Source organism: Gordonia sp. IITR100, assembly GCF_002009645.1.
Lineage (GTDB): Bacteria > Actinomycetota > Actinomycetes > Mycobacteriales > Mycobacteriaceae > Gordonia > Gordonia hongkongensis.
Genome location: NZ_MVKV01000003.1, coordinates 17,517 through 39,191, shown reverse-complemented (window position 1 = coordinate 39,191; position 21,675 = coordinate 17,517). Strand labels below are relative to the sequence as shown.

The 21,675-nt window shown below is 68.6% G+C and carries 19 protein-coding genes; 4 read left to right on the top strand and 15 right to left on the bottom strand.

From position 1 onward, the window contains the following. Positions 1 to 239: 239 nt before the first annotated feature. From B1818_RS06545 to B1818_RS06505, 9 genes are all read right to left on the bottom strand, one after another. Entirely contained in the window at positions 240 to 1,310 is a 1,071-nt protein-coding gene (locus B1818_RS06545) for an amidohydrolase family protein (protein WP_078112437.1), read from the bottom strand. 26 nt (positions 1,311 to 1,336) lie between these two features. Continuing rightward, positions 1,337 to 2,899 carry a signal recognition particle protein gene (ffh, locus tag B1818_RS06540; protein ID WP_078112243.1) on the bottom strand — a complete coding sequence of 521 codons (1,563 nt, stop codon included), beginning with the start codon at positions 2,897 to 2,899 and terminating at the stop codon, positions 1,337 to 1,339. 38 nt (positions 2,900 to 2,937) lie between these two features. Then, a complete protein-coding gene (locus B1818_RS06535) occupies positions 2,938 to 5,478 on the bottom strand; it encodes a [protein-PII] uridylyltransferase (RefSeq protein WP_078112242.1) in 2,541 nt (846 codons plus the stop codon). Positions 5,479 to 5,591: 113 nt separating this feature from the next. Continuing rightward, positions 5,592 to 5,930: a P-II family nitrogen regulator gene (locus tag B1818_RS06530; protein ID WP_004572306.1), complete on the bottom strand. Its 339-nt coding sequence runs from the start codon at positions 5,928 to 5,930 to the stop codon at positions 5,592 to 5,594. Positions 5,931 to 5,980: 50 nt separating this feature from the next. Beyond that, positions 5,981 to 7,330, bottom strand: coding sequence for an ammonium transporter (locus B1818_RS06525; RefSeq protein WP_176455891.1), 1,350 nt, complete (start codon positions 7,328 to 7,330; stop codon positions 5,981 to 5,983). A 231-nt stretch (positions 7,331 to 7,561) separates the two neighbouring features. Then, entirely contained in the window at positions 7,562 to 9,148 is a 1,587-nt protein-coding gene (gene ftsY / locus B1818_RS06520) for a signal recognition particle-docking protein FtsY (protein ID WP_078112240.1), read from the bottom strand. Beyond that, positions 9,145 to 12,753 (bottom strand): chromosome segregation protein SMC, encoded by a 3,609-nt coding sequence (smc, locus tag B1818_RS06515; protein ID WP_078112239.1) that lies wholly within the window; start codon positions 12,751 to 12,753, stop codon positions 9,145 to 9,147. The genes ftsY and smc overlap by 4 nt, the downstream gene beginning before the upstream one ends. Before the next feature lie 43 nt (positions 12,754 to 12,796). Then, positions 12,797 to 13,087 carry an acylphosphatase gene (locus B1818_RS06510; protein ID WP_058250072.1) on the bottom strand — a complete coding sequence of 97 codons (291 nt, stop codon included), beginning with the start codon at positions 13,085 to 13,087 and terminating at the stop codon, positions 12,797 to 12,799. A 4-nt stretch (positions 13,088 to 13,091) separates the two neighbouring features. Beyond that, positions 13,092 to 13,550 carry an OsmC family protein gene (locus B1818_RS06505; protein WP_058250071.1) on the bottom strand — a complete coding sequence of 153 codons (459 nt, stop codon included), beginning with the start codon at positions 13,548 to 13,550 and terminating at the stop codon, positions 13,092 to 13,094. Between the two features lie 134 nt (positions 13,551 to 13,684). On the opposite strand from B1818_RS06505, the gene B1818_RS06500 reads away from it, so the two are divergent. Further along, on the top strand, positions 13,685 to 14,563 hold the full coding sequence (locus tag B1818_RS06500) for a hypothetical protein (protein ID WP_078112238.1): 879 nt from the start codon (positions 13,685 to 13,687) through the stop codon (positions 14,561 to 14,563). A 37-nt stretch (positions 14,564 to 14,600) separates the two neighbouring features. On the opposite strand, the gene mutM is transcribed toward B1818_RS06500, so the two are convergent. The 6 genes from mutM to rsmD all read right to left on the bottom strand — a co-directional run bounded on the left by mutM (position 14,601) and on the right by rsmD (position 19,033). Beyond that, positions 14,601 to 15,512 (bottom strand): bifunctional DNA-formamidopyrimidine glycosylase/DNA-(apurinic or apyrimidinic site) lyase, encoded by a 912-nt coding sequence (mutM, locus tag B1818_RS06495; protein WP_078112237.1) that lies wholly within the window; start codon positions 15,510 to 15,512, stop codon positions 14,601 to 14,603. 33 nt (positions 15,513 to 15,545) lie between these two features. Continuing rightward, the gene (gene rnc / locus B1818_RS06490) at positions 15,546 to 16,271 is read right to left on the bottom strand and encodes a ribonuclease III (RefSeq protein ID WP_065628999.1); all 726 of its coding nucleotides are present in this window, start codon (positions 16,269 to 16,271) and stop codon (positions 15,546 to 15,548) included. Then, positions 16,264 to 16,896 (bottom strand): DUF177 domain-containing protein, encoded by a 633-nt coding sequence (locus tag B1818_RS06485; RefSeq protein WP_171011583.1) that lies wholly within the window; start codon positions 16,894 to 16,896, stop codon positions 16,264 to 16,266. Before B1818_RS06485 ends, rnc begins: the two co-directional genes overlap by 8 nt. Positions 16,897 to 16,989: 93 nt before the next feature. Further along, a complete protein-coding gene (locus B1818_RS06480; protein WP_078112236.1) occupies positions 16,990 to 17,859 on the bottom strand; it encodes a DivIVA domain-containing protein in 870 nt (289 codons plus the stop codon). Between the two features lie 117 nt (positions 17,860 to 17,976). Continuing rightward, positions 17,977 to 18,465: a pantetheine-phosphate adenylyltransferase gene (gene coaD, locus B1818_RS06475; RefSeq protein WP_078112235.1), complete on the bottom strand. Its 489-nt coding sequence runs from the start codon at positions 18,463 to 18,465 to the stop codon at positions 17,977 to 17,979. Positions 18,466 to 18,481: 16 nt separating this feature from the next. Next, entirely contained in the window at positions 18,482 to 19,033 is a 552-nt protein-coding gene (rsmD, locus tag B1818_RS06470; protein ID WP_078112234.1) for a 16S rRNA (guanine(966)-N(2))-methyltransferase RsmD, read from the bottom strand. Positions 19,034 to 19,197: 164 nt separating this feature from the next. Between rsmD and ectA the strand changes: the two genes are divergently transcribed. The 3 genes from ectA (at position 19,198) to B1818_RS06455 (ending at position 21,654) form a co-directional block, all read left to right on the top strand. Continuing rightward, positions 19,198 to 19,725 (top strand): diaminobutyrate acetyltransferase, encoded by a 528-nt coding sequence (ectA, locus tag B1818_RS06465; RefSeq protein WP_078112233.1) that lies wholly within the window; start codon positions 19,198 to 19,200, stop codon positions 19,723 to 19,725. Between the two features lie 229 nt (positions 19,726 to 19,954). Then, entirely contained in the window at positions 19,955 to 21,226 is a 1,272-nt protein-coding gene (gene ectB / locus B1818_RS06460; protein ID WP_078112436.1) for a diaminobutyrate--2-oxoglutarate transaminase, read from the top strand. Beyond that, a complete protein-coding gene (locus B1818_RS06455) occupies positions 21,223 to 21,654 on the top strand; it encodes an ectoine synthase (protein ID WP_058250063.1) in 432 nt (143 codons plus the stop codon). The genes ectB and B1818_RS06455 overlap by 4 nt, the downstream gene beginning before the upstream one ends. The last annotated feature ends 21 nt before the right edge of the window (positions 21,655 to 21,675 follow it).

Genomic DNA, 21,675 nt, shown 5'->3' with positions numbered 1-21,675 from the left:
CGAGGACGACCACATGCCGAACGTCACTTCCGTCACTCTGTCGGTGTCGGCTCATCCGCCTGATGCGCGACACCGCCGGAGCCTCCCTCGACCCCCGGCTCCGACGGGCCCGCGCTCTCGGATCCGGGCCGCGGATCCGAGGTGGACTGATCCGGTTCGTCCTGGCCGAACCGTTGCAACGCCGTTGCTACGTTACGCGGCGGTAAGAAAGGCAACCAGCCACTACCGTGTGGCTTTGCTCACACGAGGTGGCGACCAGAAGACACCACTGCTACCGGGTGTCGCAACGTGCCCAGGTCGTCGCACGGGTTGTCCGCGTACACGACGAAGTCCGCGCGGTGACCGTCCTCCAGGAGGTCGGCGCTCAGCCAGGCACGCGCATTCGTCGACGCCGCCGCGATCGCACCCGCCGGGCCCAGGCCCACGTCCGAGAGCGCCTCGATCTCGTCGACGATGCGTCCGTGCTCGACGAATCCGCCCGCGTCGGTCCCGGCGAAGATCGCGACGCCGGCCTCACGCGCGGCGGCGAACACCGCCGGGGCGCCCGCATGCAGGGCGCGCATGTGGGCGGCGTAGGTCGGGAAGCGTTCGGCGCCGTCGGCGATCCCGGGAAAGTTCTCGACCTGGATCATTGTGGGCACCAACGCGATCGAGCGGTCGACGAGCTGGTCGACGAGATCGGGAGTCAGCCCGGTGCCGTGCTCGATGCAATCGACACCGGCCCCGATCAGGTCGACGAGAGCATCGGTTCCGAAGACATGGGCGGTGATTCGCGCGCCGTGCTCGTGGGCCACCGCCACCGCCGACTCGATCTGCGCGCGGGTCCACAGCGGGGCCAGGTCCCCGACCTCGCGATCGATCCAGTCCCCGACGATCTTCACCCAGCCGTCGCCTGCCTGCGCCTGCCGGGCCACCTCGGCCGCCAGTTCGTCCGGATCGTCGAGGTCGACGCCGTAGTCGCGCAGGTACCGCTTGGGCCGGGCGATGTGTTTGCCGGAGCGGATCAACCGTGGGCACGCCGGATCGTCGTCGAGCGGGTGGGTGTCGAGCGGCGACCCGACCTCGCGGATCAGCAGGGTGCCGGTGCGCGCGTCGGCGTAGGCGTAGCCACGGGCCTGCTCGATGTCGACCCCGAGGCCCGGCGCGATCCCCACGTGGTTGTGGGCATCGACGAGGCCCGGCAGGATCCAGCCGCCGTCGACGGCCGTCTCGGCGTCGGGAACCGCGGTGAGGCTGATGGTGTCGTCGGACACCCAGAACTCGACCGGTTCGGACGTGAGCGGATCGGTGCCCCGGTAGTGGCGGGCCATGGCACCCTGTTCCGGGCCACCCACCGTCATTTCTTCTTGGGCTGCTGGAACTGCGACACGTCGATGCCCTCGAGACCCGGGGGCAGCTGATCGAGACCGGCCGGCATGTTCGACAGGTCCGGGAACCCGGCCGGCATGCCTCCGGGCATACCAGGGAAGCCGCCGCGCGCCGCCTTCGGCGGGGTGGGGCCGCGGCTCTTGCCCTTCTTGCCCTTCTTGCCCTTGCGGTTGGACTTGCGGTTCATCGCACCCATGCCCATGCGACCCGACATCTGCGCCATCATCTTGCGGGCCTCGAAGAACCGGTCGACGAGCTGGTTGACCTCGCTGACGGTCACACCCGACCCGTTGGCGATCCGGATGCGGCGAGAGGCGTTGATGATCTTCGGGTTGTCGCGCTCGGCGGGGGTCATGCCGCGGATGATCGCCTGCACGCGGTCGAGCTGCTTGTCGTCGACCTGCGACAGCACGTCCTTCATCTGGCCGGCGCCGGGCAGCATCCCCAGGATGTTGCCGATGGGACCCATCTTGCGGATCATCAGCATCTGCTCGAGGAAGTCCTCGAGGGTCAGCTCGCCCTGGGTGATCTTGGCGGCCGCGGCCTCGGCCTGCTGCGCATCCCAGTGCTGTTCGGCCTGCTCGATGAGCGACAACACGTCGCCCATGCCGAGGATGCGGCTGGCCATGCGGTCGGGATGGAAGACGTCGAAGTCCTCGAGCTTCTCGCCCGAGGACGCGAACATGATCGGTTGGCCGGTCACCTCGCGTACCGACAACGCCGCACCGCCGCGCGCATCGCCGTCGAGCTTGGTCAGCACGACGCCGGTGAAGCCCACACCCTCCTGGAAGGCCTCGGCGGTGGTGACGGCGTCCTGACCGATCATCGCGTCGACGACGAACAGCACCTCGTCGGGCGAGGTGGCGTTGCGGATGTCGGAGGCCTGCTTCATCAGTTCGGCGTCGATGCCGAGCCGGCCGGCGGTGTCGATGACCACCACGTCGTAGTGCTTGCTCCGCGCCTCGTCGACACCGGCCTGCGCGACCGAGACCGGATCGCCCGAGGTCACACCGAGCACACCCTCGCCGCCGACGCTCGTGCCCGGATGCGGCGCGAAGACCGGCACGCCGGCGCGCTCGCCGACGATCTGCAGCTGGGAGACCGCGCCCGGACGCTGCAGGTCACAGGCGACGAGCAGCGGCGTATGACCCTGCTGCTTGAGCCAGTTGCCCAGCTTTCCGGCGAGTGTCGTCTTACCGGCACCCTGGAGACCGGCCAACATGATGACGGTCGGGGGGTTCTTGGCGAACCGCACCCGCCGGGTCTCCCCGCCGAGGATTCCGATGAGTTCCTCGTTGACGATCTTGACGACCGTCTGCGCCGGGTTGAGTGCCGCGGAGACCTCGGCACCCTTGGCGCGCTCCTTGATCCGGGCGATGAAGGACCGGACCACCGCGAGCGAGACGTCCGCCTCGAGCAGGGCGAGCCGGATCTCGCGGCAGGTGCGGTCGATGTCGGCGTCGGACAGCCGCCCCTTGCCACGCAGATCCTTCAGAGCACCGGTTAACCGGTCGGAGAGGGAATCGAACATGGGTCCCATCCTTCCATGCGGGTCCCGGGACGGAACATCTAGGAGATCGGCACTCCGGACCGTCCCGTTCCGCCATAGGACTGCGGTCCGTCGCCGTCCTCCTCGCGCGCCGGCTGCGGCGGCGGGCAGACCGCGACGACGGCCTCGGCCAGCTTTGCCCGTGCGTCCTCGGTGTCGGTCGCCAGCCGCAGGCCGAAGATGTCGACCCCGGTGGCGCCCAGGGTCGCCACCTTGGCCCATCGGATGTCGGCGCCGTGGCGTTCCAGGACCGCACTGACCCGGCTGAGCAGGCCGATCCTGTCGTCCGAGCGGACCTCCAGCACCGCCTCACCCACCGGGGCGTCCAGCCACGTCACCCGCGGTGGCGCCACGGCGAAGAGCGCGGGTACCGCGTTCTTCGGATGCCCGGCCCCGTCGACCTCGGGATCGGTGCTCCCGGCGCTGGCGCCGATGGTCACCACGGTGCCGGGAATCGTGGTGACGGTGCCGATCGTCGGAATCGGCGAGTCCCGCTCGCGCGCGTCGAGCCGCGCGAGTACATCGATCTTGCCGTCGACGGCCGCGATCAGCTGCTGGCGCAACAGGCCGGCATCGGGCGGACTGCCGAACATCGGGACGACAAGGAACGAGTTGATCGCCTTCCCGTCGGCGCTCTGGGCACACGCCGAGTGGGACCGCAACCCGCCCAGGGCGAGGACCCCGGCCATCTTCGACAGCAGGCCGGGTTGATCAGGCGCCACCATGGTGACGCGGTACGTGTGTTGCCCGTCGGCCCGGACGAGCCGGACCGCGTAGTCCCCTTCCGCCGCCGTGGCCAGGTCCTCGGCCGTCAGCGGCTCGGGCGCGCTCGGCTCTTCGCCGTCGATGAGTCGCATCGACCGGCGGACGAGGTCGTGGATGAGCGAGGCCTTCCACTCCCCCCACACCCCCGGGCCGGTGGCCAGCGAATCCGCTTCGGCAAGTGCGGCAAGCAGTTCCAACAGCACCCGGTTGTGTCCCAGGGTGTCGGCGACCGACTCGGCGGTGGCCGGGTCGTCGAGGTCCCGGCGGGTGGCGACCTGCGGCAGCAGCAGGTGGTGCCGCACCATGTCGGAGAGGATCGCCACATCCTGCGGCCAGAGCCCGAACCGGTTGCCGACCTGAACCGCCAGATCGGCGCCGACGATGCTGTGGTCGGCACCCCGGCCCTTGCCGAGGTCGTGGATCAACGCACCGAGGACGAGCAGGTCGGGCCGGGACACCCGGGTGGTCATCGCACTCGCGTACGCCGCGGTCTCCACGAGATGCCGGTCGACGGTCCAGGTGTGGATGGCATCGCGCGGCGGGAGGTCGCGCACCGCACCCCATTCCGGCAGGAGCCGGCCCCACAGGCCGGTGCGGTCGAGTGCCTCGATCGGGTCGACCATGTGATGTCCCGAACTGAGCAGGACCAGCAGGTCGCTGAGCGCCTCGGCCGGCCACGGCTCACGCAGTTCCGGCGCGTAATCGGCCAGCCGGCTCAGCGTCGACGCGCTGATCGGCAGGCCGGTTCGGGCCGACGCGGCGGCCACCCGCAGGATGAGTCCCGGGTCTTTGCTCGGAATCGCGTTGCGCGCCAACACGATCTCCCCGCTGTGCTCGACGACGCCCTCGTCGAGCGGGCGGCGCAGCGGCGAACGCCGCAGCTTGGCCAGACCGCGACGCGGCAGGGCGTTGCCCGCGGTCCGCAGGCCGGCGTCGATGGAGTAGCTGATGGTGCGGGCCGAGTCGCTGATGACGCGGGCGAGATCGAACCGGTCCCCGATCCGGAGGGCCGCCCCGATCTCGTCGGCGTCCTGGGCCTGCACGTGCTCGCGGGGACGCCCGGCGATGCGGTGCAGTTCGGTACGGATGTCGAGGAGCCGCGTGTAGGCGACCTGCGGTCCGGCACCGGGCGAATCGGGTCGTAAGCTCGCCATCCCGCTGGTGAGCTGGGCGATCGCCAGCGCCCCCAGGAGCTGGACGTCACGCAGACCTCCCCGGCCGCTCTTGAGGTCGGGTTCGGCGCGATGTGCGATGTCGCCGGCTCGCCGCCAGCGGTCCTGCGCGTGCGTGACCACCTCGGGGAACCGATTGCGGATGTCGTTGCGCCACTGCTGGCGGACCCCGCCGATCAGCAACGTGGACAGATCCTCGTCGCCGGCTATGTGGCGCGCCTCGAGGAGGCCGAGGGCCGCGGTGACGTCGTCGCCGGCGACCTGCAAGGCCTGCGGCACCGTCCGCACACTGTGGTCGAGCGGGATGTTGGCGTCCCACAACGGGTACCAGAGTCCGTCAGCGACCTCGGACACCCGCTCGGCGGGCATGTCGTCGTGCAGCAGGATCAGATCGAGGTCGGAATACGGGAGCATCTCACCGCGACCGAGTCCGCCCACGGCGACGATCGCGAACCCGCTGTGCGGCTTGATGCCGAGTTCGGCGCCCTTGCTGGTCAGCCAGAATTCGTGCAGGTCGACGAGCACCTGGCGCAGTGCCGGTGCGTCGAGTTTTCCCGATCGGCCGGATTCGGTGAGTTGCCGTCGGGTCTTGGCCAGGTCTGCGGCGCTTACGACTGCCTCCAAAGTGTGTGGGAGAGAAGGGAACAAGAGGTGTGGAACTCCGACGGCCCCGCGCCCGACTGGTCGTCGGGCACGGGGCCGTTCACCGGGATTTCGTCGACGCCTCGGCGGGCTCGCTACAGTGCGTCGCCACCGCGCTCGCCGGTTCGGACGCGAACCACGGACTCGACCGGCGAGACCCACACCTTGCCGTCACCGATCTTGCCGGTCCGGGCGGCCTCGACGATCACGTCGACGACCTTGTCCACGGCAGCGTCGTCCACCACGACCTCGACGCGGACCTTGGGTACGAAGTCGACCGAGTACTCGGCGCCGCGATAGACCTCGGTGTGACCCTTCTGGCGGCCGTAGCCCTGGACCTCACTCACGGTCATGCCCAGGATGCCGGCCTGCTCCAACCCGGCTTTGACATCCTCGAGCGTGAACGGCTTGACGATTGCAGTGATCAGCTTCATTAGTTATCCCTCTCCACAGGATTCAGCGTAGTAGCGAATGGCTTCGAGCGTCATGCCAGCTCATAGGCCGTCTCGGCGTGTTCTGCCTCGTCGATGCCGCTCTTCTCGTCCTCGTCGCTGACTCGCCAACCCAGCGGCTTGAGCACCAGGGCGATGATCGCGGTGAGAACACCGGTGAACACGAGCGCGAACAAGGCGATCACGACCTGGACCACCAGCTGCTTGTAATCGCCACCCCAGAAGAGGCCCACGTCCTCGCCGATCAGGCCGATGGCCACCGTGCCCCAGAGGCCGGCGACGAGGTGGACACCGACGACGTCGAGCGAGTCGTCGTAGCCGAACTTGTTCTTCAGGCCGATCGCGACGGCGGCGAGAGCACCCGCGATGACACCGAGGATGAGCGAGCCGACCGGGGTCAGCGAACCACACGCGGGGGTGATGGCGACCAGACCGGCGACCACACCCGAGGCGGCGCCGACGCTGGTGGCGTGCTTGTCGCGGATGAGTTCCACCGCGAGCCAGCCGAGGATCGCCGCGGCGGTGGCAGCGGTGGTGTTGACCCACACCTGACCGGCGAGCAGATCGGCGCCCAGCTCGGAACCGACGTTGAACCCGAACCAGCCGAACCAGAGGAGTGCTGCGCCCAGCATCACGAACGGGATGTTGTGCGGACGGTAGGCGGTGCGCCCGAAGCCGACGCGCTTGCCGATGATGAGGACCAGGACCAGCGCCGCGATACCGGCGTTGATGTGCACGACCGTGCCGCCGGCGAAGTCGATCGGCGCGACGTTGGCCTCGCCGTCGGTGGTGCCGAACATCTTGGCCGCCAGACCGTCCTCACCGCCGCCGAGCAGGCCGCCGCCACCGACGAGCCCGCCCCAGACCATGTGGGACAGCGGGAAGTACACGATCGTCGCCCACAGGACGGTGAAGACCATCCAGGTGGAGAACTTGACGCGTTCGGCGAGCGCACCGCTGATGAGGGCGACGGTGATGACCGCGAAGGTCAGCTGGAATCCCATGAAGACGATCGCCGGGATGCTCAGGCCGCCGGTGACGTACATCTCGGTGTCGCCCTCGCCGATGGTGCTCATCAGCTGGTCGGACCCGAAGAGCGCGAACGGGTTCGCGAAGATGCCGCCGATGTCGCTGCTGCCGGTGATCCCGTCGCTGAACGACATCGAGAAGCCCCACAGCACGTACACGACGCTGATCGACGCGAGTGCTCCGAAGGACATCATCATCATGTTCAGGACGGACTTGCCTCGCGCCAACCCCCCGTAGAAGAACGCGAGGCCTGGGGTCATCAGCAACACGAGCGCGGCCGACACGAGCATGAATGCCGTGTTACCCGTGTCGATCGGGCCAAACGATTCGTTTGGCAACTGAGCCAACTCCACTACGAAACCTCCTCAGGATGCGCCGACGGCTCGGCGCCTCCAAAGAGATTGTCGGCAGTCGGTTTCGGCCGTGGTGCCCTGACGTTTCGGGCGCGTAACCCCCTGGGCGGTTTGTATTTCGCCCATGTAACATCCCAGTTCGGCTCCGAGCTGTCTCTCAGACTCCGCGGCCGATGTCTGACCCGACATTTCCGATCACAGATCCCGACTTCACGGCAGCGTCCGCCGGCGTCAGAGGAGGGCGTCGACGAATGCGTCCGGTTCGAAGGGCGCGAGGTCGTCCGCGCCCTCCCCCAGTCCGACGAGCTTGACCGGCACGCCGAGTTCCTTCTGGACGTGGAACACGATGCCGCCCTTGGCGGTGCCGTCCAGCTTGGTCAGCACCACGCCGGTGATGTTGACGACCTCGGCGAACACCCGGGCCTGCATCAGTCCGTTCTGTCCGACGGTCGCGTCGAGCACCAGCAGCACCTCGTCGACCGGCGCCTTCTTCTCCACGACGCGCTTGACCTTGCCCAGCTCGTCCATCAGGCCGGTCTTGGTGTGCAGCCGGCCGGCGGTGTCGATCATGACCACGTCGACGCCGCTCTCGATGCCCCGGTCGACGGCGTCGAATGCGACGGCGGCGGGATCAGCCTGTTCCTTGCCGCGCACGATCTCGGCGCCGACCCGCTCGCCCCACGTCTGCAGCTGGTCGGCGGCAGCCGCGCGGAACGTGTCCGCCGCGCCGAGCAGGACACGACGCCCGTCGGCGACCAGGACGCGTGCCAGCTTGCCGGTCGTGGTGGTCTTGCCGGTGCCGTTGACGCCGACGACGAGGACGACGGCGGGACGGCCCGCGTGTGGCAGCGCCCGGATCGACCGGTCGAGCGTCGGGTCGAGCTGCTCGACCAGGACCCGCTTGAGCAACGCCCGGGCCTCACCCGCGGTGCGGACCGGGTTGGCCGCGAGCTCGGTGCGCAGCGTCTCGACGACGGTGGCCGTCGTGGACGCACCGAGATCGGCCATCACCAGCGTGTCCTCGATCTCCTCCCAGCTGTCCTCGTCGAGATCGCCGGCGCCCAGCAGGCCCAGCACACCCTTGCCGATCGCGCCCTGTGACCGGGACAGCCGGCCGCGCAGCCGACCGATCCGGCCCGCCGTCGGCGCGATCTCGTCCAGCGGCGGCGCGGTGGTCGCCTCCGCGACATCGTCGGGTACCCGGGTCCCGGGCTCGGTCGTTGCCGGCTCGGCGGTGGCCGGTTCGGGTTCGGCGACCTCGGGCTCGGCGACCTCGGGTTGCGCGGGTGCGGCAGTGGCGGACGCGGGCTCGGCGACGTCGGGCTCCGCCGTCTCGGGCTCGACGGTTTCCGGCTCGACGGTTTCGGGGCGGGCGGTGGCAGGTTCTGCGGTCTCGGGTTCGGTGGTGTCCGGCTCGGGCAGCGACACCTCGGTGACGCCGCGCCGGATCGAATCCCGCGGCACCGCGGAGTCGTCACCGACGCCCGGCTGACCGTCGACATCGGTGCGCTCTCCGGGCGGCCGGATCACCTCGGGTGCCGGCGTCGCAGACTCCGGAGCCGGGGGTTCCGGCCTCCGTCGCGGCGGTTCCGCGAGGGCGGTGTCACCCGCGGCCTCCCCGCGACTGAAGCTGAACCCCGATCCGGCCTGGTAGCCCCCGGACCGGTCGACCTGGCGGGTCGTCCCGTCGACGATCTCCGGTTGCCGCTCGTCGGTCAGCGAGATGCGCCGGCGGCGCGACAGCACCAGCCCGAGCACGATCAGCGCGATCACGACGAGCACCGCGACGACGATGCCGATGATGATTCCGGTGTTCACTGGCTGGTGTCCTCCTGTTGACCGACGGGCATGTTCACTCCGCGCATGCGTTGCGAGATGACCGTCGTGATGCCGTCGCCGCGCATGCTGACTCCGTAGAGCGCATCCGCGACCTCCATCGTGGGCTTCTGGTGGGTGATGACGATGAGCTGGGACTTCTCCCGCAGTTGGGCGAACAACGTGATCAGTCGCCGCAGGTTGGTGTCGTCGAGCGCGGCCTCGACCTCGTCCATGACGTAAAACGGCGACGGGCGCGCGCGGAAGATCGCCACCAGCATCGCGACCGCCGTCAGGGACTTCTCCCCGCCCGAGAGCAGCGAGAGCCTCTTGACCTTCTTACCGGGCGGGCGGGCCTCGACCTCGATGCCCGTCGTGAGCATGTCGCCGGGTTCGGTCAGGACGAGCCGGCCCTCGCCGCCGGGGAACAAGGTCTGGAAGACCTGGCCGAACTCGCGTTCCACGTCGGCGTACGCCTCGGTGAACACCTGCAGAATCCGGGCGTCGACCTCTTCCACGACGTCGAGGAGGTCCTTGCGGGCCGCCTTGACGTCCTCGAGCTGCGACGACAGGAAGTTGTACCGCTCTTCGAGAGCGGCGAACTCCTCGAGCGCCAGCGGGTTCACCTTGCCGAGCGTGTTGAGATCCTTCTGTGCCTTCTTGGCGCGGGCCTCCTGCGTCGCCCGGTTGTAGGGCATCGGGGCCGGTGCGACGACCTGCTCGCCGCGTTCCCGGGCCTGCTCGTACTCGGCCATCTCCAGCGCCGATGGGGGCATCGGCACGTCGGGGCCGTACTCGGCGATCAGATCGTCGGGCGCCATCGCGAAGGTCTCGAGGACCTGTTCCTCGAGCTGTTCGATCCGCAGCGCGACCTGGGCCCGCGCCACCTCGTCGCGGTGGACGGTGTCGCGCAGCGAATTGAGCGTGGTCGTCAGTTCGCCAGCCCGCACCCGGAGCGCGTCGAGGGTCGCGGTGCGGGCGGTCCGGATCTCCTCGAGTTCGTCGCGCCCGGCCTGCGCCGAGGCCACCGCCGCGGCGAGACGCTCACTGACCTGGGCACCGGCGCGTTCGACGGTAGCCGCGACCCCGGCGGCCTGCCGTCGGATCTCGTCCTGCCGACGAGCCCGCTCGCGTGCCTCGCGCTCGCGCTGTGCGGCCCGCCGCAGCGAGTCCGCCTTGCCCCGGACCGACGCCAGGCGTTCCTCGGCTGTCCGCAGGGTCAGGCGCGCCTCCATCTCGGCGCTGCGTGCCACGCCGACGGCGGTCGCGGCGTTCGCGCGGTCGGTGTCGTCGGCGGACATCTCGGTCCCCACCTCGGACTCATCGCGGGCGAGACGCAATCGCTCGGTGAGTTCCTGCAGGTTCTCGAGGGTTTCCTCGCGGCCCTTCTCGAGCAGATTCCGCTGTCGGGTCAGCTTGTCGGCCTCGGCACGCGAGGCTCTGATCTCCTGGCCCAGCCGGGCCATCTGCTCATAAGCGGCGCCGACGCCGGCGTCGGACTCGTGCAGCGCCGCGAGCGCCTCCTCGGCCGCCTCCCGCCGATCGTGCTGCTCGGTGAGCGCACCGGCGAGCGCCGCCTTGAGTTCTTCGACGCGCCTGCGGGTCGAGGCGAGTTCGGCGGTCGCCGCATCGATCGCCGACTGGACCTCCAGCGTGGAGGGGCGGCGTGACGAACCGCCCTCGACCGACGCCGCCGAGATGCGGTCGCCGGCGGGCGTCACCGCGCGCACGCCGAGACGGCGGGCGAGTTCGAGCCCCTGCGCGGGATCGTCGACGATGACGGTGTCGGCCAGGACGGTGTCGATCGCACCGCGGATCTCCGGGCGGGTGTCGACCACCGAGGCCGCCCACCTCGCCCCGTCGGGCAGCGGGACGTCGCTCGATCGGTCCGGGCCGGTGAGTCCGCCGCAGATCAGCGCGGCCCGTCCCCCGTCGCCCGATTTCAGGGCCGCCAGCGCCCGCACCGCGGCGATCCCGTCCACGGTGACGATGCCGTCCACGGCGGGTCCGAGCGCCCCGGCGATGGCCGTCTCGAAACCCGCTTCGACCGTGACCAGCTCCGACATCGGTCCGAGCAGGCCGTCGGGCGCGTTCTCCAGGAGCCATGCGCCGCCGTCGCCCCGCTCGAGTCCCATGGCGAGTGCGTCCACCCGGGCCGACAAGGAGGCGATGGCGTGCTCGGCGTCGCGGTGCGCGGCCTGCAAGGTGGCCACGCGCTCGTTGGACAGGTTCAGCGCGGCCACGCATCGTTCGTGGTGTTCGTCGAGCGCCTGTTCGGCGGCTTCCAGCTGTGCCAGCTCGCTTGCCGCCGAATCCTGTTGCGTGACTGCGACTTCGGCGCGTTCGGTGGCGGCCGAGATGGCCGCGGTGAGGCGGTGCGCCTCGGCGTCGACCGACTCCGAACGCGTCCGCAGGTTGTCCACCTGCCCTTCGAGGCGCGCCAGACCCTCGCGACGGTCGGCGATGGCCCGGACGGCCGCGAGGTGAGCCGCCTCGGCCGCCTCCGCGATCGACTCGCGTTCGCCGAGCACCTCGCGGGCGCTCTCGAGCTGTTCGGCGGCGATCTCGACACCCTCGGTCAGCTCGGCTTCGAGTTCGGCGGCCTCGAGGGCCTGCTCGTCGAGCTCCTCCGGGTCGGGCCCGGACGCCTCGCTCGGCGGCTCGCTGAGGTACCGGCTGCGTTCGGCGGCCACCCGGCGGGTCGCGTCGACGCGCTCGGCGAGCGCCGACAACCGGAACCAGGCGCGGTTGGCCGCGGCCGCGGCGGGCGTGATCTCGGCGAGATGCTGTTCGTGTTCGGTCACTTCCGCGTTCGCACGGTCGAGTTCGGCGGCCACCTCGTCCTGCCGACGCCGGACCTCGTCCTCGACGGCGGCGTGTTCGGCCATCTCGGCGCGGCGGGTGACGAGGTCGTCGGCGGCCAGGCGCAACCGGGCGTCGCGGAGATCGGCCTGGACGGTCTGGGCCCGGCGGGCGACCTCGGCCTGGCGTCCCAGTGGTTTGAGCTGACGACGGAGTTCGGCCGTCAGATCGTTCAGACGCGCCAGGTTGGCCTGCATCGCGTCGAGCTTGCGGACCGCTTTTTCCTTGCGCTTGCGGTGTTTGAGGACCCCGGCCGCCTCTTCGATGAACGCGCGGCGGTCCTCGGGCCGGGACTCGAGGATCGCCGACAACCGTCCCTGGCCGACGATCACGTGCATCTCGCGACCGATACCGGAGTCCGACAGCAGCTCCTGCACGTCCATGAGGCGACAGGAGCTGCCGTTGATCTCGTACTCGCCGGCGCCGTCGCGGAACATCCGGCGCGTGATGGACACCTCGGAGTACTCGATCGGCAGCGCCCCGTCGGCGTTGTCGATGGTGAGGGTGACCTCGGCGCGGCCCAGCGGAGGACGGCCCGAGGTGCCGGCGAAGATGACGTCCTGCATCTTCCCGCCGCGCAGTGCTTTGGCGCCCTGCTCGCCCATCACCCAGGTCAGGGCGTCGACGACGTTCGACTTACCGGAGCCGTTGGGACCGACGACGCACGTGATACCCGGCTCGAAGCGCAGGGTCGTCGCCGAGGCGAACGACTTGAAGCCCTTCAGGGTCAGGCTTTTGAGGTGCACGACGGTACAGACTACTCACCATCGCGACGTGTTTCGGCTCTCCTCACCGTTCGACGAAGCCGTCGAGGTCCCCGCGCGGTTCATCCACACGCTCGACCACCAGGTCCACCCGTCCGGGCGTGGTTCCCGACCGGAGCGCGTCGAGCAGGGCGAGGGCCTTGTCCCGTGGCCCCTCGGCAACGACCAGCACCCGGCCGTCGGCCCGGTTCGACGCGTAACCGACGAGCCCTAGTTCGAGAGCACGCGCTCTGGTCCACCACCGGAAGCCCACGCCCTGCACGTGCCCGTGCACGTGCGCGGTGAGCCGGACGCGGTCGGTGCCGTCCTCGCTCATGCGGTCACTCCGTCTCGATCCGCAGATCCACCTCGGCGCCGGCCTTCACCGTGCGCCCGACCGTGCACACCGCGTCGATGGCGCGTTCGACGACGACGAGCAACCGGGCCGCGGCGTCGGGCTCGAGTTCGGACAGGTCGATCTCGAGGATCTCCTCGATGCGCGGGTACACCTCGTTCTCGCGGTCGGCGTCGCCGCTGACGCGGATCGTCGCGTCGTAGTCGTCACCGAGGCGTCGCGCCAGCGGCCGGTCCGACGACATGCCGGTGCAGGCGGCCAGCGCGATCTTGAGAAGTTCACCCGGGGTGAAGACGCCCTCGACGTCCTGCGAGCCAATCAGCACCTCCGCGCCGCGCGAGCTGCGACCGGTGTACCGGCGCGTGCCGGTTCGCTCGACCCACAGATCGGTGTGGGCCTGGTCGGCGGGAACCCCGGACGCGGGGGCAGTTGCTTCGGTGGTCATCGAAGACGGGTCCTCTCAAGATGTTGTCGGCCGGCGCCGCCGGCATCGCGACCAATAGTAAGAGCCCCGGCACGTCGATTGTTCCCGGCGCATGTCTGCCGAGGTGAGTCTGCCTGGTGGCTAAGGTCTTCCGCATGCGTCGCAGAACCGCAATCACGAGGACCCACCGACCGACGATGCACGTGCTGGATCCGTTGAGCCGTCGGTGGTGGCGAGCGGTCGGCCGGCGGGTCGACATGTCGACGCCTGAGTTCGCATTCCTGGGCGCGCCGCACAATGGCCGGCACGAGGTCGGCGACGCCTGGCTGCGCCAGTACGAGAAGCAGGGTGCGGTCGCGCCGCCGTCGCCGACCGCCGGCCTGTTCGAAGACATGGCAGTGCTCGACGGACCGGACTTCCGGGCGTCAGCGCTGCACCCCGCGGTGCGAGACTTCTACGAACGGACCGGATCGTGGCGGATGGAGGTCTGGTCGCAGTGGAACCCGCTGTTCGCACCCGGCGGGATGGCGGTCGCAGCGTTGTTCGGGCGGCGCGTCGAACAACTCGCTCTGCCGACCGAACCGCTATCTGTCAGCCGTGGCATGTCCAGCGAGATCCGGGTCGTCACCGACCACTCAGGACACAGAGTGGGCGCGGCGTGGCTGCGACGGCTCCGCCTGGACAATTCCCCTGTGTACAGCGGGTTCTATCGATCGGCTTCGCTTCCAGGACAACCGCAGCCGCACGTCGCCGTCGCGTTTCCCCTGGAACTCGGCAACATCCACGTTTTCCTTGCTCCACGCGCCGAGGCCGACCGGACGCTCACCTTGGCGTCGCGATCTCGGCGATTCGGGGAGGACGGCGCTTATGTGTCGGTGCGGTTCGGCGACCAGTGGTATTCGGCGCAGCCGCCGCTACGGGAATCCTTCCGGGTCTATGTCGACGAGGAAGGCGTACTCCGCGCCGATCATGAACTGAAGGTCGGACGTTTCCGCGCGCTTCGCCTGCACTACCGCCTCGAACACCAGGCCTGATACTCCCGATGCATCATCGCCGCGAATACCGGGACGGTCAGCCCGGGTTCGCCTTCGGCGGCCGCTGGCATCGCGGACACGAGAACGAGCCACGGTTCATGAACTGCTCGCGGCGCATGATCGCGCCGCACCGACGACACGGCTCCCCCGCCCGTCCGTAGGCGTTCAGGGACCGCTCGAAGTAGCCGGACTGTCCGTTGACGTTCACGTAGAGCGCGTCGAACGAGGTACCGCCGACCTTCAGCGCATCCGCCATCACGTCGGTGACGGCATCGATGAGTTCGCGCAGTTTCTTGCGACTGATCGTCTCGGCGATCCGCGCGCCGTGCAGGCGCGCGCGCCAGAGCGCCTCGTCGGCGTAGATGTTGCCGACGCCGGAGATCACCGTCTGATCCAGCAGGACCCGTTTGATCTCGGAGTGTTTGGCGCGCATGCGATCCACCACGCGGACGGGATCGAAGGCCGGGTCGAACGGATCGGTTGCGATGTGCGCCACCGAGACCGGGATGTCGGCGGGCGACGGGTCGGTCGTGTCCGTACTCCCCGAGGGCGCGTACACGTCGGGTGTGTAGTCGTCGAGATGCCAACCCCCGAAGGTCCGCTGATCGACGAAGCGGAGTTCGTTCTCGTCGTCGAGGACCGCGCGGATCCGCAGGTGCGTGTGGTCGGGGGTTCCGGTCCGGGCGATCAGCATCTGGCCGCTCATCCCGAGGTGGACGACGAGCGCCGCACGGTCGGCGGAGTCGGCGACATCGATCCACAGGTACTTGCCGCGGCGCCGGACGCCGGTCACCCGCTTGCCGGCGAGCCGACCGATCAGATCCGGCTCACCGCCGGCGTGACGACGGACCGCGCGCGGATGAAGGACCTCGGTCGAGGCCACCACCCGACCGACGAGATGGGTCTCGAGACCGATGCGGACGGTCTCGACCTCGGGGAGTTCAGGCATCGCGGATCGCGAAAAGCCGGCTGACAGAAGGGTTCACGACGCTGACGCGCGCTCGGTCAGCACTTTCCAGGCGTGTGCGGCGGCCTGCTGCTCCGCTTCCTTCTTGGTCCGGCCGACACCCTCGCCGAGGCTCTCGCCGGCGACCAGCGCGGTCGCGGTGAACTCCTTGTTGTGGTCGGGACCGGTCGCGCTGATCTGATACTGCGGCGGACCGAACCCGCGCTCCGAACTCAACTCCTGCAGCGACGTCTTCCAGTCCAGCCCTGCGCCGAGGTTGCCGGCACGTTCGAGGCGCTCGTCGAACAGACGCAGGATGACACGCTGCGAGGTCTCGAGTCCGTGACTGAGGAAGACCGCGCCGAACAGCGACTCCAGACCATCGGCCAGGATCGAGTCCTTGTCGCGCCCGCCGGTCATCTCCTCGCCGCGGCCGAGGAACAGGTACTTGCCCAGACCGCCCTCGTCCCCGAGACCACGCGCGACGTCGGCGAGCGCATGCATGTTGACGACGCTGGCCCGGATCTTCGCCAGCTCACCCTCGGGTCGATCGGGATAACGCAGGTAGAGACGCTGGGTGATGACGACACCGAGCACCGAGTCTCCGAGGAACTCCAGGCGCTCGTTGGTCGGCAGACCGCCGTGTTCATACGCGTAGGAACGATGGGTCAGTGCCAGCGTCAGCAGGTCGTCGGGAATGTCGGTGTCCAGCGCGTCGAGCAGGGCCGCACGCGGACCGTCCGCACGCACGGCCTCAGTCACGATGTCGTTCCGGGTCGGGGTCGTTTGCGGCACCGTCCGTCGGCGAATCGTCCTTCCCGAGGTCGGCGAACTTGTCGGCGAGTCCGGCCCAGCGCGGGTCGATGACCTCGTGGGAGTGACCCGGTTCGGCGATGGCCAGACGCACCCCGCAGGTCTGGCACAGACCCTCGCAGTCCGACGAACAGAGGGGCGACATCGGCAGTTCGAGTGCCACGGCGTCGATGATCGACTGTTCGAGGTCGATACGGTCGTCGGCGATGCGATGGATGTCGTCGGCGTCGGTGGTCTGCTCGGTCGCGCTGTCCGGGTAGGCGAACAACTCGGTGAGGAAGACCGTCACCGTGCCGTCGATCGGCTCGAGGCAGCGCGAGCACTGACCGACGGTTTCACCGCACACCGTCCCGGTCACCAGGATTCCCTCGGACACCGCCTCCAGACGGAGGTCGAGGTCGACATCGGAATCCGCTGGGATCCCGACCATCTCGACGCCCAGCCGTTCGGGTGTCCGGACAGTACGGTGCACCTCCGACATCGTGCCCGGGCGGCGTCCCATCGAACGCACATCCAGCACGAAGGGCTCGCGCCTGGGAGTAGAACCGGGACCGTGCGACGGCTCTGATGTCACAGCATGATCAGCCACAAACGCCCACCATACGCTCGCACCCGGGAATGATCGACCGACGCCGGCGGCGAGTGGACAGCCGGGTCGACGAGCGTGTCACACCGCGAGCGGCGAACCGTGGTCACGGTCGTAGGTGTGGCGGGCCGAGGTCTCGCGCGAGCGGGGATCGTCGCCACGGGACTCGCGCGAACGCGCACCGTCGCCACGCCCGGACTCGTCGACACCACGGGGGTACTCGACATAGTCGTGCATGCCGGCGCCGGTCCGTAGCTGGTGCCGACCCCGGTTCACCGATCGCAGCGTGCCGGTCAGGATCTCTTCGAACTGGGCGAGCTTCTCGTCCACGTAGACGTCACAGTCACCGCGCAGGCGGTCGGCCTCGGCGTGCGCGGCGTCGATGATCCGCTCGGCCTCGGACTTCGCCGCACCGACGACCTCGGTCTCGGAGACGAGGCGCTGCTGCTCGGCGATACCGTCGGCCACCGACTTGTCGTAGGAGTTGTTGGCGGCGTCGATGGTGCGCTGCGCCTCGGCCCGCGCCCGACCGGTGACGGCCTCGAACTCGCGCGCCGCGCTGGTCTGCAGACGGTGTGCCTCCTCGGCGGCGTCCTCCACCAGCGAGCTCGAGTGCGCGCTCGCCTCGTCGACCATACGGTCGGCCTGCGCCTTCGCCTCGGAGAGGATCCGGTCGGCCTCGGCGCGAGCGTGCGCGAGGACCGCCTCGGACTCCGAATCCGCCTTGGACACCGTCGTCTCGGCGTGCTCGCGGGCATCACCGATCAGCGTGTCACGCTGGTCGAGGACATCCTGCGCGTCGTCGAGCTCGCCGGGGATGGAGTCCTTGATGTCGTCGAGGAGTTCCAGCACGTCACCGCGCGGCACGACGCACCCGGCGGTCATCGGCACACTCCGCGCCTCTTCGACGATCGCGACCAGCTCGTCGAGAGCCTCAAATACCCGGTACACAGCCACCCCAATCCGGCGCTTGCCTGGTTGCAACAGTTGGTGATTCTGTGACTATTGTGCCGAATGTTGCGCTTGTGACTCGTGAAGCGCGTGGGGTGTGTCGCGCCCGACCGAGGGTCAGGCCGAGAGCTCGCCGGACAGCCGGCTCATCAGGCTCTTGTGGACATGTGCGGACAAAAAGGGCGTCACGTCTCCCCCCAGCTTCGCCACCTCCTTCACCAGCGAGCTCGAGACATGGGCGAATCGCGGGTCGGTCAGCAGGAAGATCGTCTCCACATCGGCGAGCTCGCGGTTCATCTGGGCCATCGGCACCTCGTAGTCGAAGTCGACGGCGGAGCGCAGCCCCTTCACGATGGTGTGGATCGACTCCTGCCGCAGGTAGTCGACGAGCAGGCCCTCCCACCGGTCCACCCGCACATTCGCCAGGTCCGCACAGTCCTCTTCGATGAGTTCGATCCGCTCGTCCACACCGAACATGCCTCGCTTGTTGGGGTTGACCACCACGGTGATCACGACCTCGTCGAAACACGCCGCAGCGCGTTCCACCACGTATCGGTGGCCGAGGGTGAAGGGATCGAAGGAACCGGGACACACTGCCGTCGTCATGGCCCGAACTTACCGGTCAGACCAGGCGGGCAATCTCCACCCGGGTGTCGCCATAGGACTTGTCGACGACCACCTCGTATTCGGATGGCCAGATCTCGCCGGTGGACCGCGTCGAGCGTTCGACGACGATCAGCGCGTCGTCGTCCAGGTGTGACCGCAGCAGCGCCAGGTCCGCGGTGATCCGGTCGGCCTGGAGGTCGTACGGCGGATCGGAGAAGACGAGGCCGAACCGCCGTTCCGCGGCGCCGGCGAGGTAGGCCGACACCGTGCGCGTATGTACGGTGGCGTTCGGGGCCACCCCACAGGCCCGCACGTTGGCGGATATCGTGACCGCGGCCCGGCGCCCGAAGTCGACGAACGTCGCCCCTGCAGCACCACGCGAGATCGCCTCGAGACCCAGCGCCCCCGATCCCGCGTACAGGTCGAGGACCCAGACTCCGTCCAGATCGGATCGGGCGGCCAACATGTTGAACACCGATTCGCGAACCCGGTCAGAAGTGGGCCGGGTACCCTCGCCCGGAACACGCAGTCGGCGCCCACCCAGCCGGCCGGCGATGATCCTCGTCATGAGGCCATTCTGCAACCCCGGAAGCCACCCGAACCAATCCGGAATCACGTCTTTGTGACCCGCTTCACATTGCATGTCTGAACAGGGACAAGGTAGGCGTTCCGCGGACCAATTTCCGCAGGTACATGACTTCTACGACACGCATTGTTAACGTCGATTGCGTTATGAGCCCTTCCCAAACAAGAACGGCCCCGACAACAACCCTCACCGTCGATTACCGGGTTCCCACGGTCGACGACGGTATCCGCCTCTGGGAAATCGCGTCGGACTCACAGGTTCTCGACGTCAACTCGAGCTACGCCTACGTGCTGTGGTGCCACGATTTCGCCACGACCTCGATCGTCGCCGAAGTCGATGGCCGCGCAGTCGGTTTCGTCACCGGCTACCGGCGGCAGAGCGACCCCTCCACCCTGATGGTCTGGCAGGTCGCCGTAGACGACGAGGTGCGCGGACACGGCATCGCGGCGAAAATGCTGCACGAGCTGTTCGACCGCGTCAACCGTCAGGGCATGGTCGCCATGCACACGACAATCAGCCCGGACAACGTCCCGTCCCAACGCTTGTTCGCCTCGGTGGCCAAGGCCCGCGGACTTCGTTTCGAGCGTCGAGACCTGTTCGCGGCGAACGCATTCCCCGACTCCCACGCGCGGGAAGATCTCTACATGCTCGAGCCGGAGATCCCCGAGCCCTGAGTCCGGCGCGATCCCGGTCGTCGTCTTGGACCACAGGGCCGACGCCTCAGATGCGGCACGCGCGCAAGGTTTCCATCCTGCCGACCCCGTAATCGGTTGTCCCGCATGACATCCCGACCAAAGGCCGACCCCAGCCCGTGGGGCTCAGCCGAACCCGGCGATCGCGATGACGCGACCCCGAGCCGGACACATGAACCCCACGTTGTCACACCAGAAGGAAGCACACGACATGCCACTTCTCGACACCCACATGGACGATTCAGTCTTCACCGCCCACGAATCCGAGGTGCGCAGCTACTGCCGTAACTGGCCGGCTGTGTTCACCACCGCCAAGGGCTCCTACATCACCGATCAGGACGGCCGCGAATACCTCGACTTCTTCGCGGGCGCCGGGTCCTTGAACTACGGCCACAACAATCCGGTTCTGAAGAAGGCCCTCCTGGAGTACATCGAGTCCGACGGCATCACCCACGGTCTCGACATGGCGACCGTCGCCAAGGGGAACTTCATCGAGAAGTTCACCAGCCACATCCTCGAGCCGCGCGGACTCGCCTACAAGATCCAGTTCCCCGGCCCGACGGGTACCAATGCCGTCGAGTCGGCACTCAAGCTGGCGCGCAAGGTGACTGGTCGCGAGTCGATCATCAGCTTCACCAACGCCTTCCACGGCATGACGCTCGGATCGCTGTCGGTGACCGGTAACTCGATGAAGCGTGCCGGCGCTGGTATCCCGCTCGTCCATGCGACGCCCATGCCGTTCGACAACTACTTCGGCGGCGTCATGGAGGACTTCGCCTGGTTCGAGCGTGTGCTCGACGACTCGGGCAGCGGCCTGAACCGCCCGGCGGCGGTGATCGTCGAGACCGTCCAGGGCGAGGGCGGCGTGAACGTCGCTCGTGCCGAGTGGCTGCGGGCCCTCTCCGACCTGTGCCAGCGTCGCGACATCCTGCTGATCGTCGACGATGTGCAGATGGGCTGTGGCCGCACCGGCGAGTTCTTCTCGTTCGAGGAAGCCGGCATCAAGCCCGACATCGTCACCCTGTCGAAGTCGATCAGCGGCTACGGGCTGCCGTTCGCGCTGACCCTGTTCAAGCCCGAGCTCGACGTGTGGACCCCCGGCGAGCACAACGGCACCTTCCGCGGGAACAACCCGGCCTTCGTGACCGCCGCCAAGGCGATCGAGACCTACTGGGCCGACGACGCGCTGACCCGCGACATCCATGCCAAGGGCGAGCGGATCCACGAGGTCTTCACCGACCTGTGCAACCGCTACGACGGCATCTCCACCCGGGGGCGTGGCATGGTGCGCGGACTCGCGTTCGAGGACCATACCGCCGCGGGCAAGGTCTGCGCGCAGGCCTTCGGCGCGGGACTCTTGGCCGAGACGTCGGGCCCGTCCGACGAGGTGGTGAAGCTGCTCCCGCCGCTGACCATCTCGCGCGAGGACCTCGACCGCGGCCTGTCCATCCTGTCCGATGCAGTCAAGGAGGTGATCGGATGATCGTCCGAACCACTGAAGAAATCACCGGGACCGACCGCGACGTCGCCGACCCCAAGGGCAACTGGGTCTCCAAGCGCATCATCCTCGGCGGCGACAATGTGGGCTTCTCGTTCCACGAGACCACGATCAAGGCCGGCTCGGTCAACGAGTTCCACTACGCCAACCATGTCGAGGCCGTCTGGCTCGTCGAAGGCACCGGCACGCTCCTCGACCGAGAGACCGGCGAGACCTATCCGCTCGCGCCGGGCACGATGTACCTGCTGAACGGCCACGAGCGGCACACCGTCACCGCCGACACCGAGATGCGCATGCTGTGCGTGTTCAACCCGCCTGTCGTGGGCACCGAAGTCCACGACGAGAACGGCGTGTATCCGCTGGTGACCGTGCCGCAGCCGGCCGGCAAGCACGCGGAGACGCCCGTCACCTGACGGCTCTCGCAGACACCTTGA

Bases quoted from the DNA above. Each gene is read 5' to 3' on its own strand.
- B1818_RS06545 (WP_078112437.1), bottom strand. From the start codon at position 1,310: ATGGCCCGCCACTACCGGGGCACCGATCCGCTCACGTCCGAACCGGTC.
- ffh (WP_078112243.1), bottom strand. From the start codon at position 2,899: ATGTTCGATTCCCTCTCCGACCGGTTAACCGGTGCTCTGAAGGATCTG.
- B1818_RS06530 (WP_004572306.1), bottom strand. From the start codon at position 5,930: ATGAAGCTGATCACTGCAATCGTCAAGCCGTTCACGCTCGAGGATGTC.
- B1818_RS06510 (WP_058250072.1), bottom strand. From the start codon at position 13,087: ATGAGCGAGGACGGCACCGACCGCGTCCGGCTCACCGCGCACGTGCAC.
- B1818_RS06505 (WP_058250071.1), bottom strand. From the start codon at position 13,550: ATGACCACCGAAGCAACTGCCCCCGCGTCCGGGGTTCCCGCCGACCAG.
- B1818_RS06500 (WP_078112238.1), top strand. From the start codon at position 13,685: ATGCGTCGCAGAACCGCAATCACGAGGACCCACCGACCGACGATGCAC.
- mutM (WP_078112237.1), bottom strand. From the start codon at position 15,512: ATGCCTGAACTCCCCGAGGTCGAGACCGTCCGCATCGGTCTCGAGACC.
- coaD (WP_078112235.1), bottom strand. From the start codon at position 18,465: ATGACGACGGCAGTGTGTCCCGGTTCCTTCGATCCCTTCACCCTCGGC.
- rsmD (WP_078112234.1), bottom strand. From the start codon at position 19,033: ATGACGAGGATCATCGCCGGCCGGCTGGGTGGGCGCCGACTGCGTGTT.
- ectA (WP_078112233.1), top strand. From the start codon at position 19,198: ATGAGCCCTTCCCAAACAAGAACGGCCCCGACAACAACCCTCACCGTC.
- ectB (WP_078112436.1), top strand. From the start codon at position 19,955: ATGCCACTTCTCGACACCCACATGGACGATTCAGTCTTCACCGCCCAC.
- B1818_RS06455 (WP_058250063.1), top strand. From the start codon at position 21,223: ATGATCGTCCGAACCACTGAAGAAATCACCGGGACCGACCGCGACGTC.